Below are 15,122 nucleotides of genomic sequence, written 5' to 3' on the forward strand. Positions count from 1 at the left end.
AAGAGATAGCTGTTTTCTTTGTTAAGAAACATCAGTAACCACTTGAATTTATTAATTTTTATTTCCTTGCGCGTGTATTGCCTGCGACAAGAGATGAGGACGCTTATGAAAATTAAAGCTACGATTGAACGCATCCCTGGCGGAATGATGTTGATTCCTCTGTTATTAGGCGCAGTGTTAAATACGTTAGCTCCGGATACCGGCGCGTATTTCGGTTCGTTTACCAAAGGAATGATCAGCGGAACGGTGCCGATTCTGGCAGTGTGGTTTTTTTGTATCGGTGCATCTATTGATTTACGAGCAACCGGCACGGTATTACGCAAATCCGGCACACTGGTATTAACTAAAATAGCCGTGGCATGGGTAGTGGCAATGATTGCTGCTTCATTTATTCCTGATACCGGTATTCAAACTGGGTTCTTTGCCGGTCTTTCGGTACTGGCAATTGTTTCAGCGATGGACATGACCAACGGCGGTTTGTACGCCAGCCTGATGAACCAGTACGGAACCAAAGAAGAGTCTGGCGCATTTGTGTTGATGTCTCTGGAATCCGGTCCGTTAATGACCATGGTGATCCTCGGCTCCGCGGGTCTGGCTTCCTTCGAACCACACCATTTTGTCGGCGCGGTATTACCGTTCCTGATTGGTTTTGCGTTGGGTAACCTGGATCACGATCTGCGTTCCTTCTTCAGCAAAGCCACGCCGGTGCTGATCCCGTTCTTCGGCTTCGCGCTGGGCAACACGATTAACCTGAGCGTCATCGTTGATACGGGTCTGCTGGGCATCCTGCTGGGCGTCGCGGTTATCGTCATCACCGGTATTCCGCTGATTATTGCTGACCGCGTTATTGGTGGCGGGAACGGTACGGCAGGCGTAGCAGCCTCTTCTGCAGCAGGTGCTGCAGTGGCAAACCCGGTGATTATCGCCCAGATTAACCCGGCATTTGAACCGGTTGCCGCATCCGCTACGGCGCTGGTTGCCGCCAGCGTGATAGTCACCGCGATTCTGGTGCCGATTATCACCGCGCTGTATGCCAAACGTTTTAATAAAAACCCGGTCGTCAATGAGACGGCGGCTACCCCGGCAGACTCCCTGCACCACTAAACCTGCCTTTATCCCACTCACCGTTCCTGCTCAATTGATGAGCGGGGACGGTGCAAAAATCTCCTCAACCATCGCATCAACCAGCCGCTTCGCCGAACACAATCTCGGCATGCCCAACGCCACATTTTGCCAACGCTGCGTCACCGACCAGCTCACCGGATGACGCTGCGCATCGCACCAGTCCCCGAGCCAGCTCAACATATCGTTGTGCTCACCCGAGCCGCCAACCACCGGCGTGCTGAGCCAATGATGATAGTAATGACGCGTGGCGGGGGCCGCATTCACGCTGTCTGCCAGCGCCTGAGCAGCCATCGTTCGCAGGTTGTCTTTTAGCATTGACACCACATCGGCATTTGCTAACCGGCAGGCGTCACCAAAGGCTCCCCAACGCAGCTCCTCTAACGCCACAAAACAGCGTCCAGGTAACGACCAGCCGTCATACGCGCCAGCCCGCCAGCGGGTAAAAATTTGCTCGCTATGTTCGCCCGCTTGCACCGTCAGGCCGCGTTGCGTTACTGCCTTCTCTTTATAAGCGCCGCGCTGGGTAAACCAGTCAGCGAGTGAATTTATCTGCTGCAGAAGACCGGGCGTGGAGAGTCCACGCGGGTCTTCGGTTTGTTGTAAAAACATCAACCCTTCGGCGATCCGTACCAGCGCCAGATGGCCCGGATCGATCATGCCCGCCAGTTTTTCCACCAGTTTTAGACGCATCACCAGATGCTCGCTGGACACGCCTGCCAACACCCATGCTCGCAGTTGCGTCTGGGATAGCACCTCCTGCGTCAGACGCGCACGCAGCCGCTGCTGTTGTTGCAGAAAACCGCCGGAACGTTTGGTTTCATCTCCCTGAACCAGATCGACCATAAACTTCGGGTAGACACACTCCAGCGTCCGCCCGGGGCCTTCCAGTAACACGTTAGTCATGTGTGCTCGGTTGCAAAAAGGGTATTGATATCGTCGCGCAGCAAGCGGGAATCTTCATAAAGCCATGCCGCAGTCGTAATGCGATGCTGCAGTTGTTCGTTCAAGGCATTCACCGCAGATTCATTTTGCTGGCGCAGGGTCAAACTCTCACGCAGGCTCGCCTGTAATTGCGTCAAACACAGTGAAAAATCAGCAAAAAACGTGGCCATGCCTGCCGTAACGGAAATATCGACCTGCGCAGCTAAAGCTTTACGAATTTGTTGGCAAAACTGGGTGACATAGTGCACAAGGTTCTTATGCAGTGCACCCATATCAATGAGATAACGCGTTTTTGTTTCGACGTACTCATTCCATCCCCAGTTGGGCTGATTCAACCAGCGAGAGAAGGTATCACGCACCACACCGCCAGTTGACGGCGCATTTTCCGCCGGAATATCCTGCTCAATGGCCTCGTTGAACAACTGGCGGGTGTTGAAGTTAAACATCGCCGCATGAAACGCCGGAAAACGGATCCGCGCACGAAAACCAGCGTGGTTCAGCTCCTCTTTCACCCGCTGCTCAATGGGGCGCATGGCGTCATTTAGCGCCCGGGACAGCGTCGACTCAAGCTGTTCAAAGCGCAGAGCTAAATCCCGGCTAATGCTTTCCTGCGCTGCCAGCAAGACAACTTCACAGGACGAGCGCATTTTATCCAGCACGATTTTCGCCTGCCCTTCATCGTGCAACACCAGCATTTCTCCGGCCATTTCTGCCGAGGAAACGCCAGCCCCCTGGCCATGTTGTGACATCATCAGGACGTTTTCTTTGATAAAGAACGTGTTGATGCCGCACAGAATCTCAGTCTGTTGCTCATTGAGATAGGCCGCGGCAGCCTCCAGCGCCAGCTCGACCTCATGACTGACTTCATCACTCACCCGCCCCTGACTCACTTCTAACTGCTGCATATCCTCTTCAATATGCGTGATGTTCAGCCGCAGTTTTTCATAGGCAACCGTTAACCCATGGGCGCGAAACTCCAGATATTCGTGCGCGCTTTGCGCATAGTTCAATAACTTATGCGACGCTGAGCGTAGCGCATACAGCGAAGCATTGGCGTAAGCGGCATGAATCACTTTCTGGATCGGCTGCTCAAACAGCGAATCCTCCCACAACAGATCGGCTGCATGGCGGATGTGCTCCGTATCCTCAAGATCGTTGGTGCACCAGCGTCGGCCAAGCGCCGCTTCGGCAAAATCCTGTACCCAACGTTGCACCTGGTGATCCGGCAGCCGCCCGCGAGCCATCAGCTCATGACGCGCCCTGTTCGCCAGATACCCCCACATCGAAGAAACCGGATAGATTCGCTCCGGGGCAATCCCACCTTGCATCAGCGTGCCGGAAATTAATGCCCGCACCTGCTCTTCATCGTCACTGTTGCGGTCTTTCTGATCGAATTTGTTCACCAGCGCATACAGCGGCACTGACTTGCCGACCGCCATGATCGCGTGGCGCACTTCTTCATCGGAAATCGATTTCAGTTGGGTGTAATCCATCACCACCAGTACCGCAGAAGCCCGCGCCAACTGTTCATTCAGCATCTTTTGTAGATGCGGTTGCCCGGCCTCATTCGGCCCCGGCGTATCCAGCAGGGTTAATTGCCCAGGATAGCTCGCCTGACCGGCCAAATGGACAAATTCGACCTCGATAACCGGAATATGCTCAATCGCGGCATAGGCGGCAAAAGGAAAATCCACTTCCAGTGCTTTTGACAAACGCACCAGGTCATTCAGACTTTTAAGGCAATGGAAAATAGGCTGTGCGCCAAGATAATACCGCTCAAATGCCACGCCGTTTTCAATATGCTGCAGCAGGACATTCATATCCTTATCAATTTCCAGGGTCTGCGTAAGACGCTGGCGATCGCACTCGCGTACGCGCTGCTGTAAAACCTTCATTAAGGCATCGATAGGCGTGACATGTGAAAAATGCAACACCGGCTCTTTCTGCCCCGGCGTATGGCGAATTAGCGTTGGTAGCGCCGTCATGGGACGATTACGATTAGGTAAAACTTCGGTCCCCACAATCGCGTTAATCGTCGTCGATTTTCCCGCTTTCATGGTACCGACAATCGCCAGCACCATTTCCAGACGCGTAATCTTACGCAGTTCATTATTGAGCGTTGCCTGCTGGACATCCATGCCACGCGCGCTGAAATGCAGAGGCTGAACCACCTGTCTGCTATGCTCTCCTTGTTTTAGCGCGACATCATCCAACGACGTCATAGGCAATTTTTGCAATTGCCTGAGATGTTCAAGCGAGAGCATCAGCAAGCGTTCCGCTTCCTGACTTAATTCATATATTGTCTGTGTGTGCATGGAAAATTCTTCCTTAACGCAAATAGCATTACTTTTATTTAGCCCAATCGTTTTATTTATAGATTTTTTGGCTTTTATAATTACGTGTAGAAATAATTAAAATCAAAACAACCAACTGATATTATTAAAATAAATTTGGCGTATAACCGCTGGCCGGATGCCTCTCACTTATGTAATAAGTAAGAAAGATAAACAGCGTAGTTCAGTTTTAAAAAATACCCGCGTAATCCCCCTACTAAAATTAAGGGGGTCAATGATATTCAATCACAATGGCTTAGGCATCCGTAAGCAACGTTACCTATGAATATCAGATATTTCGCCTCACCTTATCTTAAATACCTAAGCGTAGCAATTTCCCTTAAAAAATATTCCACCATACTTTCATTGAGGTAAAAGCAAAGGGTCTTTACAGCAGATCATTTTGCATAATCACGCAGTAGTCCCGACAAAAGCAGGGATTTTATGTATAATTGCGGCCTTTTTCGGCAATCTGCCATTTTTGGGCGCATTTGCCCCTGCTGACTTTTGAGGAAATCCACATGTCATTACCACACTGCCCACAATGCAACTCCGAATACACTTACGAAGATAACGGCATGTTCATCTGCCCGGAATGCGCTCACGAATGGAACGATGCTGAACCGGCTCAGGACAGCGACGAACTGATCGTTAAAGATGCCAACGGCAACCTGCTGGCTGACGGCGACAGCGTTACCGTAGTGAAAGACCTGAAGGTAAAAGGTAGCTCTTCCATGTTGAAGATCGGGACCAAAGTGAAGAACATCCGTCTGGTTGAAGGCGACCACAACATCGATTGCAAAATCGATGGCTTTGGCCCAATGAAGCTGAAATCTGAGTTTGTGAAAAAGAACTGATGCAAATTGCCTGATGGCGCTACGTCAATCAGGCCGACGCCAGCTCATCTGCCAGGCGGGAAGCTCATACTTCCCGCCTGGCTTATTTTTGCAGACGATAACTACACTTAACTGGTTTCTTTTACCTGAGGTAAAGATTATGCCGTTAAGTCCCTATATCTCCTTCGCAGGTAACTGCGCTGATGCTATCGCCTACTACCAAAAAACATTAGGCGCTGAGCTACTCTACAAAATCAACTTCGGTGAAATGCCCAAACCGGCGCAGAACAGCGAAGAGGGTTGCCCTTCAGGCATGAAATTCCCCGATACCGCCATTGCCCACGCCAACCTGCGCGTTGCGGGCAGCGACATCATGATGAGCGATAGCGCCCCCGACGGAAATGCCCACTACTCTGGCTTTACGCTGGTACTCGACACGCAAAACGTCGACGAAGGCAAACGCTGGTTTGATAACCTGGCAGCAAACGGAAAAATCGAAATGGACTGGCAGGAAACCTTCTGGGCTCATGGTTTCGGTAAAGTGAGCGATCGGTATGGCGTGCCGTGGATGATCAACGTCGTCAAACAGCAGCAACCTACAGAGTAATCCAACGGGAGGCCAGCCCTCCCGTACTGTCATCAAAAATCGCTCAAATCTTCATCACCAAGTAACCATCCCTTAACGAAAACGTCACATTGATCCGCCACGATGGGGCCACTTTTTAAGGGAGGCCGCATCATGCAAACGATTATTCGCGTCGAAAAACTCTCCAAGTCCTTCAATCAACATCAAGCGCTCAATGCGGTTGATCTGAACATCTGTTCCGGTGAGATGGTGGCTCTGCTTGGGCCGTCTGGCTCCGGCAAATCCACCCTTTTACGTCATTTAAGCGGTTTGATCGTCGGTGATAAATCCCCTGGTAGCCACGTCGAACTGCTGGGTCGCACCGTTCAACATGAAGGCCGCCTGGCGCGCGATATCCGCAAAAGCCGCGCCCACACCGGCTACATCTTCCAGCAGTTCAATCTGGTTAACCGCCTGACGGTACTGGAAAACGTCCTTATTGGCGCACTCGGCAGCACGCCGTTTTGGCGCACCTGTTTTAGCTGGTTTAGCCAGGAACAGAAACAGCGTGCATTACAGGCGCTGACCCGCGTTGGCATGGCGCACTTTGCATACCAGCGCGTTTCCACGCTTTCGGGCGGGCAACAGCAGCGCGTGGCGATTGCCCGCGCGCTGATGCAGCAAGCCAAAGTGATCCTTGCCGACGAGCCGATAGCCTCGCTGGACCCGGAATCCGCACGCATCGTGATGGACACCCTACGCGACATTAACCAGACCGACGGCATCACCGTGGTCGTCACGCTGCATCAGGTGGATTACGCCCTGCGCTACTGCGAACGCATTGTCGCGCTTCGTCAGGGCAACGTCTTCTTTGATGGCAGCAGCCAGCATTTTGATAACGATCGTTTTGACCATCTCTACCGCAGCATGAACCGCGTCGAACAGAACGCGCAGGCTGCATAGTTCTAAAAAACCAGGCGTTATTGGCGCAGCCAGGCTGGCAAGTGAAATAGCCTGGAACAAAGACTAATTAAGGAAACAACATGAGCTATAAGACCGTTGCCGCGCTGGCCTTTACCAGCATGTTCAGCATCAGCACCTTGTTCAGCCCGGCGCAGGCCGAAGAGCAAGAAAAAGCGCTGAACTTTGGCATTATTTCGACCGAATCACAGCAAAACCTGAAGCCACAGTGGGAACCATTCCTGAAGGACATGGAAAAATCGTTGGGCGTGAAAGTGAACGCCTTCTTCGCTCCGGACTACGCCGGGATCATTCAGGGAATGCGTTTTAACAAAGTTGATATCGCCTGGTACGGCAACCTCTCGGCAATGGAAGCAGTGGATCGCGCTAACGGACAAGTGTTTGCCCAAACCGTCGCTGCCGACGGCTCCCCGGGATACTGGAGCGTGTTGATCGTTAACAAAGACAGTCCGATCAACAACCTGAACGATCTGATCGCCAAACGTAAGGATCTGACATTCGGCAACGGCGATCCCAACTCAACGTCAGGCTTCCTCGTCCCCGGTTACTACGTCTTCGCCAAAAACAACATCTCCGCCAGCGACTTCAAACGCACCGTTAACGCCGGACACGAAACCAACGCGCTGGCCGTCGCCAACAAACAGGTCGATGTCGCCACCAACAACACCGAAAACCTCGACAAGCTGAAAACCTCCGCGCCGGAAAAATTGAAAGAGCTGAAGGTTATCTGGAAGTCACCGCTGATCCCGGGCGATCCGATCGTCTGGCGCAAAAACCTCTCCGAAACCACCAAGGACAAGGTGTACGACTTCTTTATGAATTACGGCAAAACGCCGGAACAAAAAACCGTCCTGGAACGCCTGGGATGGGCACCGTTCCGTGCCTCCAGCGACCTGCAACTGGTACCGATTCGCCAACTGGCACTGTTTAAAGAGATGCAGGGCGTGAAGGGCAACAAAGGGTTGAACGAGGAAGAGAAAACCAGCAAAACCTCGGCGCTGAAAGCGCAGCTCGACGACCTTGACCGTTTGACCGCCGCCCTGGGCGCCATGACCAGCGTGACTAAAGCGGTGCAGTAAACCTGATGCCCGGTGGCGTTTCGCTTACCGGGCAGACGATGTTCTGTAGGCCGGATAAGGCGCAAGCGCTGCCATCCGGCGATAAACCTACGCACGGAGCTAAACATGCAAACCATCACCGTCGCCCCGCCCAAACGTAGCTGGTTCTCACTGCTGAGCTGGGCCATTCTTCTCGCCGTGCTGGTGGTCTCGTGGAAAGGTGCCGAAATGGCTCCGCTCACGCTGATCCAGGATTCCGGCAATATGGCGACCTTCGCCGCCGACTTCTTTCCGCCAGACTTCAGTCAGTGGCAGGACTATCTCGGTGAAATGGCCGTCACCCTGCAAATTGCCGTCTGGGGTACCGCCCTCGCCGTTGTGCTGTCGATTCCCTTTGGCCTGATGTGCGCCGATAACCTCGTACCGTGGTGGATTTACCAGCCGATGCGTCGCCTGATGGACGCCTGCCGCGCCATCAATGAAATGGTCTTCGCCATGCTGTTCGTGGTCGCCGTGGGTTTAGGTCCGTTCGCCGGGGTAATGGCGCTGTTTATCCACACCACCGGGGTGCTCTCCAAGCTGCTTTCCGAAGCGGTAGAAGCCATTGAGCCGGGTCCAGTAGAAGGCATTCGCGCCACCGGGGCCAACAAAATTGAAGAGATTCTGTACGGCGTTCTGCCACAGGTTATGCCGCTGCTTATCTCCTACTCGCTGTATCGTTTTGAATCCAACGTCCGCTCGGCCACGGTGGTCGGAATGGTGGGTGCGGGCGGTATTGGCGTGACTTTATGGGAGGCGATTCGCGGCTTTCAGTTCCAGCAAACCTGCGCCCTGATGGTGTTAATCATCGTCACCGTCAGCCTGCTGGATTTCCTTTCCCAGCGTTTGCGTAAGCACTTTATCTGATTAGCGAGGCATTGATTGCTATGCACTTGTCTACACATCCGACCAGTTATCCAACGCGTTATCAGGAAATTGCCGCGAGACTTGAGCAGGAGCTTCGTCATCATTATCGCTGCGGTGACTATCTGCCCGCCGAGCATCAGCTTGCCGCGCGCTACGAGGTAAACCGCCACACCCTGCGCCGCGCTATTGACCAGTTGGTTGAGCGTGGTTGGGTCCAGCGTCGCCAGGGCGTTGGTGTACTGGTGCTGATGCGCCCATTCGATTACCCGCTTAATGCCCAGGCGCGCTTTAGCCAGAACCTGCTGGACCAGGGTAGCCACCCCACCAGCGAAAAACTGCTGGCGGTGCTGCGCCCGGCCTCCAGCCACATTGCCGATGCGCTCAGCATTAACGAGGGCGATAACGTGATTCATCTGCGCACCCTGCGCCGGGTAAACGGTATCGCACTGTGCCAGATCGACCACTATTTTTCCGACCTCACGCTATGGCCGCTGCTGCAGGGCTTTAACAACGGCTCACTGCACGACTACCTGCGCGAACAGTCCGGTCTGACGCTCCTGCGCACACAAACGCGCATCAGCGCCCGCCGCGCACAGGCTAAAGAGAGCAAAGTGCTGGAAATCCCCAATATGGCGCCGCTGCTGTGCGTGCGCACCCTGAACCACCGTGAAGGCGAAGAACACGCGGCGGAATACTCCGTCAGCCTGACCCGCGCCGACATGATCGAATTCACTATGGAGCACTGAATGCATTTCGATACCGCCACCCGCCAGCGCTGGATGCGCGCGCTGGCTTACAGCAATGCCGATGCCCTGAACGCCCGCATCCACGCGCTCAAACTGACGCCAGACTATGAACTTATCCGCGCACCGGAAAGCGGACTGATGCAGCTCCAGGCTCGCATGGGCGGCACCGGCAACCGCTTCTTTGCCGGTGATACCACGCTTACCCGCGCAGTGGTACGCCTGAAGAACGGCACGCTGGGCTACAGCTACCTGCTGGGACGCAACAAACAACACGCCGAGCAGTGCGCGGTCATTGACGCGCTGCTGCAGGAACAAACGCATTTCCAGAGCCTAATGGAAACCTTAATTGCCCCGCTGGAAGCGGAACGCGATGCGCTGATTAGCGCACGCCGTGCCGAAGTCAACGCCAGCCGGGTCGACTTCTTCACGCTGGTACGCGGAGATAACGCATGACCTTACAAACCGCTTTTAATTTACCCGTTCAGGATGCTCAGCAGAGCTTTCGTCGCCTGCTGAAGGCCATGAGTGAGCCGGGCGTGATCGTCGCCCTGCATCAACTGAAACACGGCTGGCAGCCACTGGGCCTGGCAACCACCAGCGTGCTACTGACCCTGGTCGACGGCGACACGCCGGTATGGCTTGCGCCGTCGATGGATAACGATATCGCCCGGCAGAATCTGCGTTTTCACACCAACGCGCCGCTGGTGGATCAGCCGCAGTTGGCGGCCTTTGCCGTCGCCGACGAACGCATCAGCAGCGAACAGCTTAACGCCCTCTCCGCCGGTTCCGCCGTCGCGCCAGAAACCAGCGCCACGCTGATTGTGCAGGTCTCTGGCTTAAGCGGTGGACGCATGCTGCGTCTGACCGGCGCCGGTATCGCTGAAGAGCGCATGATCGCGCCACAGCTACCGGAATGCCTGATTCACGAACTCACCGAACGCCCGCATCCGTTCCCGCTGGGGGTCGACCTGATCCTCACCTGCGGCGAACGCCTGCTGGCTATTCCGCGAACTACCCATGTGGAGGTGTGCTGATGTATGTCGCCGTCAAAGGGGGCGAAAAGGCGATAGCCAACGCCCACGCCCTGCAGGAAAACCGACGCCGGGGCGAAGAGACCATTGCTGAACTGAGCGTGGCGCAAATCGAACAACAGATGAACCTGGCCGTCGACCGGGTGATGACCGAAGGCGGCATCGCCGACCGCGAACTGGCCGCGCTGGCGCTGAAGCAGGCCAGCGGCGATAACGTCGAAGCCATCTTTTTGCTCCGCGCCTACCGCACTACGCTGGCAAAGGTGGCGGTCAGCGAACCGGTTAACAGTGCAGAAATGCGCCTTGAGCGCCGAATCTCTGCGGTCTACAAGGATATTCCCGGCGGGCAGTTGTTAGGTCCCACTTATGACTACACCCATCGCCTGCTGGATTTTACCCTGCTGGCCAATGGCGAAACGCCACCCCTGCGCAGCGCAGACGACGCGCAGGACGCCTCTCCGCACGTCTTTTCCCTGCTGGCCAACCAGGGACTGGCAAAGCGTGAAGAGGATAATGGCGCCACGCCCGACGACATCACCCGCACGCCACCGGTTTACCCCTGTTCAAGAGCCTCACGTCTGCAACAGCTGATGCGCGGCGATGAGGGATATCTGCTGGCGCTGGCCTACTCCACCCAACGCGGCTACGGGCGTAATCACCCGTTTGCCGCCGAAATTCGCAGCGGCTATGTGGCACTGGAAACCGTACCGGAAGAGCTGGGATTTGCGGTGAACGTCGGTGAATTGCTGATGACCGAATGTGAAATGGTCAACGGTTTTGTCGCGCCAGAAAACGAATCCCCCCATTTTACCCGTGGCTACGGGCTGGTGTTCGGCATGAGCGAACGTAAAGCGATGGCGATGGCGCTGGTGGACCGCGCCCTACAGGCAGCCGAATACGATGAAGCGGTCACGGGACCGGCGCAGGACGAAGAGTTCGTGCTGGCGCATGCGGATAACGTCGAGGCGGCGGGTTTTGTTTCGCACCTCAAACTTCCCCATTACGTCGATTTCCAGGCCGAGCTGGAACTGCTCAAACGCCTGCAACAGGAGGCCACCCGTGACCACTAACCTCTCCGGCTACAACTTTGCGTATCTTGATGAGCAGACCAAACGCATGATTCGCCGCGCGATTCTGAAAGCGGTGGCGATCCCCGGTTACCAGGTGCCGTTTGGCGGACGTGAAATGCCGATGCCCTACGGTTGGGGAACCGGCGGTATTCAGCTCACCGCCAGCGTGATTAGCGAGCCGGACGTGCTGAAGGTAATTGACCAGGGCGCGGATGACACCACTAACGCCGTGTCGATTCGCAACTTCTTTAAACGCGTGACCGGGGTGAACACCACCGAGCGCACGGAAGACGCGACGCTGATCCAGACCCGCCACCGCATCCCGGAAACGCCGCTGGTGGAAGACCAGATCATTATCTTCCAGGTCCCGATCCCCGAGCCGTTGCGCTTTATCGAGCCGCGCGAAACGGAAACCCGCACCATGCACGCGCTGGAAGAGTACGGCATCATGCAGGTGAAACTGTATGAAGATATCGCCCGCTTCGGCCATATCGCCACCACTTACGCCTATCCGGTGAAGGTTAACGACCGCTACGTCATGGATCCGTCGCCAATTCCAAAATTCGACAATCCGAAGATGGACATGATGCCGGCCCTGCAACTGTTTGGCGCAGGCCGCGAAAAACGCATCTATGCCGTTCCACCTTATACCCGCGTGGAAAGCCTCGATTTCGACGATCACCCGTTTACCGTGCAGAGCTGGGATGAGCCTTGCGCCATCTGTGGCTCAACCCACAGCTATCTCGATGAAGTGGTGCTCGATGACACCGGCAAACGCATGTTTGTCTGCTCCGACACCGACTACTGCCGCCAACAGAGTGAGGCCCTCAGCAAATGACGCAACCGCTGCTTTCAGTCAACAACCTGACCCATCTCTACGCGCCGGGCAAGGGCTTCAGCGATGTCTCTTTTGACCTGTGGCCTGGTGAAGTGCTGGGTATCGTCGGCGAGTCCGGTTCCGGCAAAACCACGCTGCTGAAATCGATCTCTTCACGGCTGACGCCGCAGAGCGGTGAGATTTTGTATCAGAACCGTTCGCTGTACGGCATGAACGAGGCCGACCGTCGCCGTCTGCTGCGCACCGAATGGGGCGTGGTGCATCAGCATCCGCTGGATGGCCTGCGCCGTCAGGTCTCCGCTGGCGGCAATATCGGCGAACGCCTGATGGCCACTGGGGCGCGCCACTACGGCGATATTCGTGCCACCGCGCAGCGTTGGCTGGAAGAAGTGGAGATCCCGGCCTCGCGTATCGACGACCTGCCAACCACCTTTTCCGGCGGCATGCAGCAGCGCCTGCAGATCGCCCGCAATCTCGTCACCCATCCCAAACTGGTGTTTATGGACGAGCCCACCGGCGGTCTGGACGTTTCCGTACAGGCCAAACTGCTGGACCTGCTGCGCGGTCTTGTGGTGGAACTGGATCTGGCAGTGGTTATTGTCACCCACGATCTGGGCGTAGCGCGCCTGCTGGCCGACCGTTTGCTGGTGATGAAGCAGGGTCAGGTGGTGGAAAGTGGGTTAACCGACCGCGTACTCGACGATCCGCATCATCCGTATACCCAGTTGCTGGTGTCATCAGTTTTGCAAAACTGATTTTGTCTTGCCGGGTGGCGCTTCGCGACCCGGCCTACGGATCGGCATCGGTTGTAGGCCTGATAAGCGAAGCGCCATCAGGCAATCGAACGCAAAAATGCTTAAAGAGGCTAAAAATGAACGCGATCCGCGTTGAAAACGTCAGTAAAACCTTTGTACTGCATCAGCAAAACGGCGTGCGTCTGCCGGTGCTGCAAGACGCCACTCTGGAAGTTAAAAACGGCGAATGCGTGGTGCTGCACGGTCACTCTGGCAGCGGCAAATCCACGTTGCTGCGTTCGCTGTACGCCAACTACCTGCCGGATGAAGGACACATCCACATCCGCCACAGCGACGAATGGGTCGATCTGGTGCAGGCTCCGGCGCGTAAAGTGCTGGAAGTTCGCCGTTCAACCATCGGCTGGGTCAGCCAGTTCTTGCGCGTGATCCCAAGGATTTCTGCGCTGGATGTGGTGATGCAGCCGCTGCTGGATCTCGGCGTGTCACGCGAGGAGTGCGCAGCCAAAGCGGCTAACCTGCTTACCCGCCTGAACGTGCCGGAGCGGCTGTGGCATCTGGCGCCGTCGACGTTTTCCGGGGGCGAACAGCAGCGCGTCAATATCGCCCGAGGGTTTATCGTCGATTACCCGATTCTACTCCTCGATGAGCCCACCGCCTCGCTGGACGCCAAAAACAGCGCCGCCGTCGTCGCATTGATTGAAGAAGCGAAAGCCCGCGGCGCGGCAATTGTCGGCATTTTTCACGATCAAACCGTGCGCGACCGCGTCGCGGATCGCCTGCACCTGATGGGAACAACAGCATGATTATCAATAATGTAAAGCTGGTGCTGGAAGATGAAGTGGTGCAAGGATCGCTGGAAATTGAGGGCGGAACGATCCGCGCCTTTGCCGAAAGTCAGAGCCAACTGGCCCAAGCGATGGACGGAGAAGGCGGCTGGCTGCTGCCAGGGCTTATCGAGCTGCATACAGACAATCTCGACAAGTTTTTCACCCCGCGCCCGAAGGTAGACTGGCCCGCCCACTCGGCGATGAGCAGCCACGACGCGTTGATGGTCGCCAGCGGCATTACCACCGTGCTGGACGCGGTGGCGATTGGCGATGTGCGCGACGGCGGTGACCGTCTGGAAAATCTGGAGAAGATGATCAACGCGGTGGAAGAGACGCAAAAGCGCGGGGTCAATCGCGCCGAGCACCGCCTGCATTTGCGCTGCGAGCTGCCGCATCACACCACCCTACCGCTGTTTGAAAAACTGGTCAGTCGTGAGCCGGTGACGCTGGTATCGCTGATGGACCACTCCCCCGGCCAGCGTCAGTTTGCCAATCGCGAGAAGTACCGCGAGTACTATCAGGGCAAGTATTCACTTACCGACGAGCAAATGGCCCGCTACGAAGAAGAACAGTTAGCTCTGGCTGCACGTTGGTCGCAACCCAACCGCACGGCGATTGCTCAGATGTGTCGTGAGCGCCAGATAGCGCTGGCGAGCCATGACGATGCCACCTGCGATCATGTGCTGGAATCGCATCAACTTGGCAGCGTGATCGCCGAATTTCCTACTACCTTTGCCGCCGCAGAGGCCTCGCGCCAGCATGGTATGAACGTACTGATGGGCGCGCCCAACATCGTGCGCGGCGGTTCTCACTCCGGCAACGTGGCGGCGCATAAGCTGGCTGAGCTGGGGCTGCTGGATATTCTCTCCTCCGACTACTACCCCGCCAGCCTGCTCGATGCGGCATTCCGCGTGGCGGACGATGATGCCAACCGCTTTACGCTGCCGCAGGCCATTCGTCTGGTGACCCGCAATCCGGCGCGGGCATTAAATCTCGACGATCGTGGCGTTGTAGCCGAAGGTAAACGCGCGGATCTGGTGCTGGCGCATCGCAAAGGCGATCACATCCATATCGACCACGTCTGGCGTCAGGGCAAAAGGGTATTCTGA

General features: G+C 55.8%; 16 protein-coding genes. 14 read left to right on the plus strand and 2 right to left on the minus strand.

Features of this window, described 5'->3' with window-relative positions; genetic code table 11:
* The first annotated feature begins 105 nt into the window (after positions 1-105).
* Positions 106-1,104, plus strand: coding sequence for a 2-keto-3-deoxygluconate transporter (gene kdgT / locus HV350_RS22385; RefSeq protein ID WP_016155482.1), 999 nt, complete (start codon positions 106-108; stop codon positions 1,102-1,104).
* A 30-nt stretch (positions 1,105-1,134) separates the two neighbouring features.
* Here the strand turns inward: kdgT and HV350_RS22390 are convergent, their stop codons facing one another.
* Both HV350_RS22390 and crfC read right to left on the minus strand, forming a co-directional pair.
* Entirely contained in the window at positions 1,135-2,028 is an 894-nt protein-coding gene (locus HV350_RS22390) for a diguanylate cyclase regulator RdcB family protein (protein ID WP_049282262.1), read from the minus strand.
* A complete protein-coding gene (gene crfC, locus HV350_RS22395) occupies positions 2,025-4,382 on the minus strand; it encodes a clamp-binding protein CrfC (protein WP_109017806.1) in 2,358 nt (785 codons plus the stop codon). Before crfC ends, HV350_RS22390 begins: the two co-directional genes overlap by 4 nt.
* Before the next feature lie 539 nt (positions 4,383-4,921).
* Here crfC and HV350_RS22400 point away from each other — a divergent pair.
* From HV350_RS22400 to phnM, 13 genes are all read left to right on the plus strand, one after another.
* The gene (locus HV350_RS22400) at positions 4,922-5,257 is read left to right on the plus strand and encodes a zinc ribbon domain-containing protein YjdM (RefSeq protein ID WP_003031835.1); all 336 of its coding nucleotides are present in this window, start codon (positions 4,922-4,924) and stop codon (positions 5,255-5,257) included.
* Positions 5,258-5,396: 139 nt separating this feature from the next.
* Entirely contained in the window at positions 5,397-5,843 is a 447-nt protein-coding gene (gene yjdN / locus HV350_RS22405; RefSeq protein ID WP_016155401.1) for a VOC family metalloprotein YjdN, read from the plus strand.
* Between the two features lie 132 nt (positions 5,844-5,975).
* Positions 5,976-6,764 carry a phosphonate ABC transporter ATP-binding protein gene (gene phnC, locus HV350_RS22410; protein ID WP_016155400.1) on the plus strand — a complete coding sequence of 263 codons (789 nt, stop codon included), beginning with the start codon at positions 5,976-5,978 and terminating at the stop codon, positions 6,762-6,764.
* Positions 6,765-6,844: 80 nt separating this feature from the next.
* Positions 6,845-7,861, plus strand: coding sequence for a phosphonate ABC transporter substrate-binding protein (gene phnD / locus HV350_RS22415; protein ID WP_016155399.1), 1,017 nt, complete (start codon positions 6,845-6,847; stop codon positions 7,859-7,861).
* Between the two features lie 105 nt (positions 7,862-7,966).
* Complete coding sequence (gene phnE / locus HV350_RS22420; RefSeq protein ID WP_016155398.1) at positions 7,967-8,746, plus strand: phosphonate ABC transporter, permease protein PhnE; 780 nt, start codon at positions 7,967-7,969, stop codon at positions 8,744-8,746.
* 20 nt (positions 8,747-8,766) lie between these two features.
* A complete protein-coding gene (gene phnF / locus HV350_RS22425; protein ID WP_016155477.1) occupies positions 8,767-9,492 on the plus strand; it encodes a phosphonate metabolism transcriptional regulator PhnF in 726 nt (241 codons plus the stop codon).
* The gene (gene phnG, locus HV350_RS22430) at positions 9,493-9,945 is read left to right on the plus strand and encodes a phosphonate C-P lyase system protein PhnG (RefSeq protein ID WP_181629347.1); all 453 of its coding nucleotides are present in this window, start codon (positions 9,493-9,495) and stop codon (positions 9,943-9,945) included.
* Positions 9,942-10,526 carry a phosphonate C-P lyase system protein PhnH gene (phnH, locus tag HV350_RS22435; protein WP_003031824.1) on the plus strand — a complete coding sequence of 195 codons (585 nt, stop codon included), beginning with the start codon at positions 9,942-9,944 and terminating at the stop codon, positions 10,524-10,526. The genes phnG and phnH overlap by 4 nt, the downstream gene beginning before the upstream one ends.
* Positions 10,526-11,593, plus strand: a complete 1,068-nt coding sequence (locus tag HV350_RS22440) for a carbon-phosphorus lyase complex subunit PhnI (protein ID WP_181629348.1) — start codon at positions 10,526-10,528, stop codon at positions 11,591-11,593. Before phnH ends, HV350_RS22440 begins: the two co-directional genes overlap by 1 nt.
* A 46-nt stretch (positions 11,594-11,639) precedes the next feature.
* A complete protein-coding gene (gene phnJ, locus HV350_RS22445; protein ID WP_249418045.1) occupies positions 11,640-12,431 on the plus strand; it encodes an alpha-D-ribose 1-methylphosphonate 5-phosphate C-P-lyase PhnJ in 792 nt (263 codons plus the stop codon).
* Entirely contained in the window at positions 12,428-13,186 is a 759-nt protein-coding gene (gene phnK, locus HV350_RS22450; protein WP_003844769.1) for a phosphonate C-P lyase system protein PhnK, read from the plus strand. The genes phnJ and phnK overlap by 4 nt, the downstream gene beginning before the upstream one ends.
* Positions 13,187-13,302: 116 nt before the next feature.
* Positions 13,303-13,989 (plus strand): phosphonate C-P lyase system protein PhnL, encoded by a 687-nt coding sequence (gene phnL, locus HV350_RS22455; protein ID WP_016155474.1) that lies wholly within the window; start codon positions 13,303-13,305, stop codon positions 13,987-13,989.
* Positions 13,986-15,122, plus strand: a complete 1,137-nt coding sequence (gene phnM, locus HV350_RS22460; RefSeq protein ID WP_016155393.1) for an alpha-D-ribose 1-methylphosphonate 5-triphosphate diphosphatase — start codon at positions 13,986-13,988, stop codon at positions 15,120-15,122. Before phnL ends, phnM begins: the two co-directional genes overlap by 4 nt.

This window comes from Citrobacter sp. RHBSTW-01013 (assembly GCF_013781985.1).
Classification (GTDB): domain Bacteria; phylum Pseudomonadota; class Gammaproteobacteria; order Enterobacterales; family Enterobacteriaceae; genus Citrobacter; species Citrobacter braakii.

Bases quoted from the DNA above. Each gene is read 5' to 3' on its own strand.
- kdgT (WP_016155482.1), top strand. From the start codon at position 106: ATGAAAATTAAAGCTACGATTGAACGCATCCCTGGCGGAATGATGTTG.
- phnK (WP_003844769.1), top strand. From the start codon at position 12,428: ATGACGCAACCGCTGCTTTCAGTCAACAACCTGACCCATCTCTACGCG.
- phnC (WP_016155400.1), top strand. From the start codon at position 5,976: ATGCAAACGATTATTCGCGTCGAAAAACTCTCCAAGTCCTTCAATCAA.
- phnE (WP_016155398.1), top strand. From the start codon at position 7,967: ATGCAAACCATCACCGTCGCCCCGCCCAAACGTAGCTGGTTCTCACTG.
- phnF (WP_016155477.1), top strand. From the start codon at position 8,767: ATGCACTTGTCTACACATCCGACCAGTTATCCAACGCGTTATCAGGAA.
- crfC (WP_109017806.1), bottom strand. From the start codon at position 4,382: ATGCACACACAGACAATATATGAATTAAGTCAGGAAGCGGAACGCTTG.
- phnJ (WP_249418045.1), top strand. From the start codon at position 11,640: ATGATTCGCCGCGCGATTCTGAAAGCGGTGGCGATCCCCGGTTACCAG.
- phnM (WP_016155393.1), top strand. From the start codon at position 13,986: ATGATTATCAATAATGTAAAGCTGGTGCTGGAAGATGAAGTGGTGCAA.
- HV350_RS22400 (WP_003031835.1), top strand. From the start codon at position 4,922: ATGTCATTACCACACTGCCCACAATGCAACTCCGAATACACTTACGAA.
- phnL (WP_016155474.1), top strand. From the start codon at position 13,303: ATGAACGCGATCCGCGTTGAAAACGTCAGTAAAACCTTTGTACTGCAT.
- phnH (WP_003031824.1), top strand. From the start codon at position 9,942: ATGACCTTACAAACCGCTTTTAATTTACCCGTTCAGGATGCTCAGCAG.
- yjdN (WP_016155401.1), top strand. From the start codon at position 5,397: ATGCCGTTAAGTCCCTATATCTCCTTCGCAGGTAACTGCGCTGATGCT.
- HV350_RS22440 (WP_181629348.1), top strand. From the start codon at position 10,526: ATGTATGTCGCCGTCAAAGGGGGCGAAAAGGCGATAGCCAACGCCCAC.
- phnD (WP_016155399.1), top strand. From the start codon at position 6,845: ATGAGCTATAAGACCGTTGCCGCGCTGGCCTTTACCAGCATGTTCAGC.
- phnG (WP_181629347.1), top strand. From the start codon at position 9,493: ATGCATTTCGATACCGCCACCCGCCAGCGCTGGATGCGCGCGCTGGCT.
- HV350_RS22390 (WP_049282262.1), bottom strand. From the start codon at position 2,028: ATGACTAACGTGTTACTGGAAGGCCCCGGGCGGACGCTGGAGTGTGTC.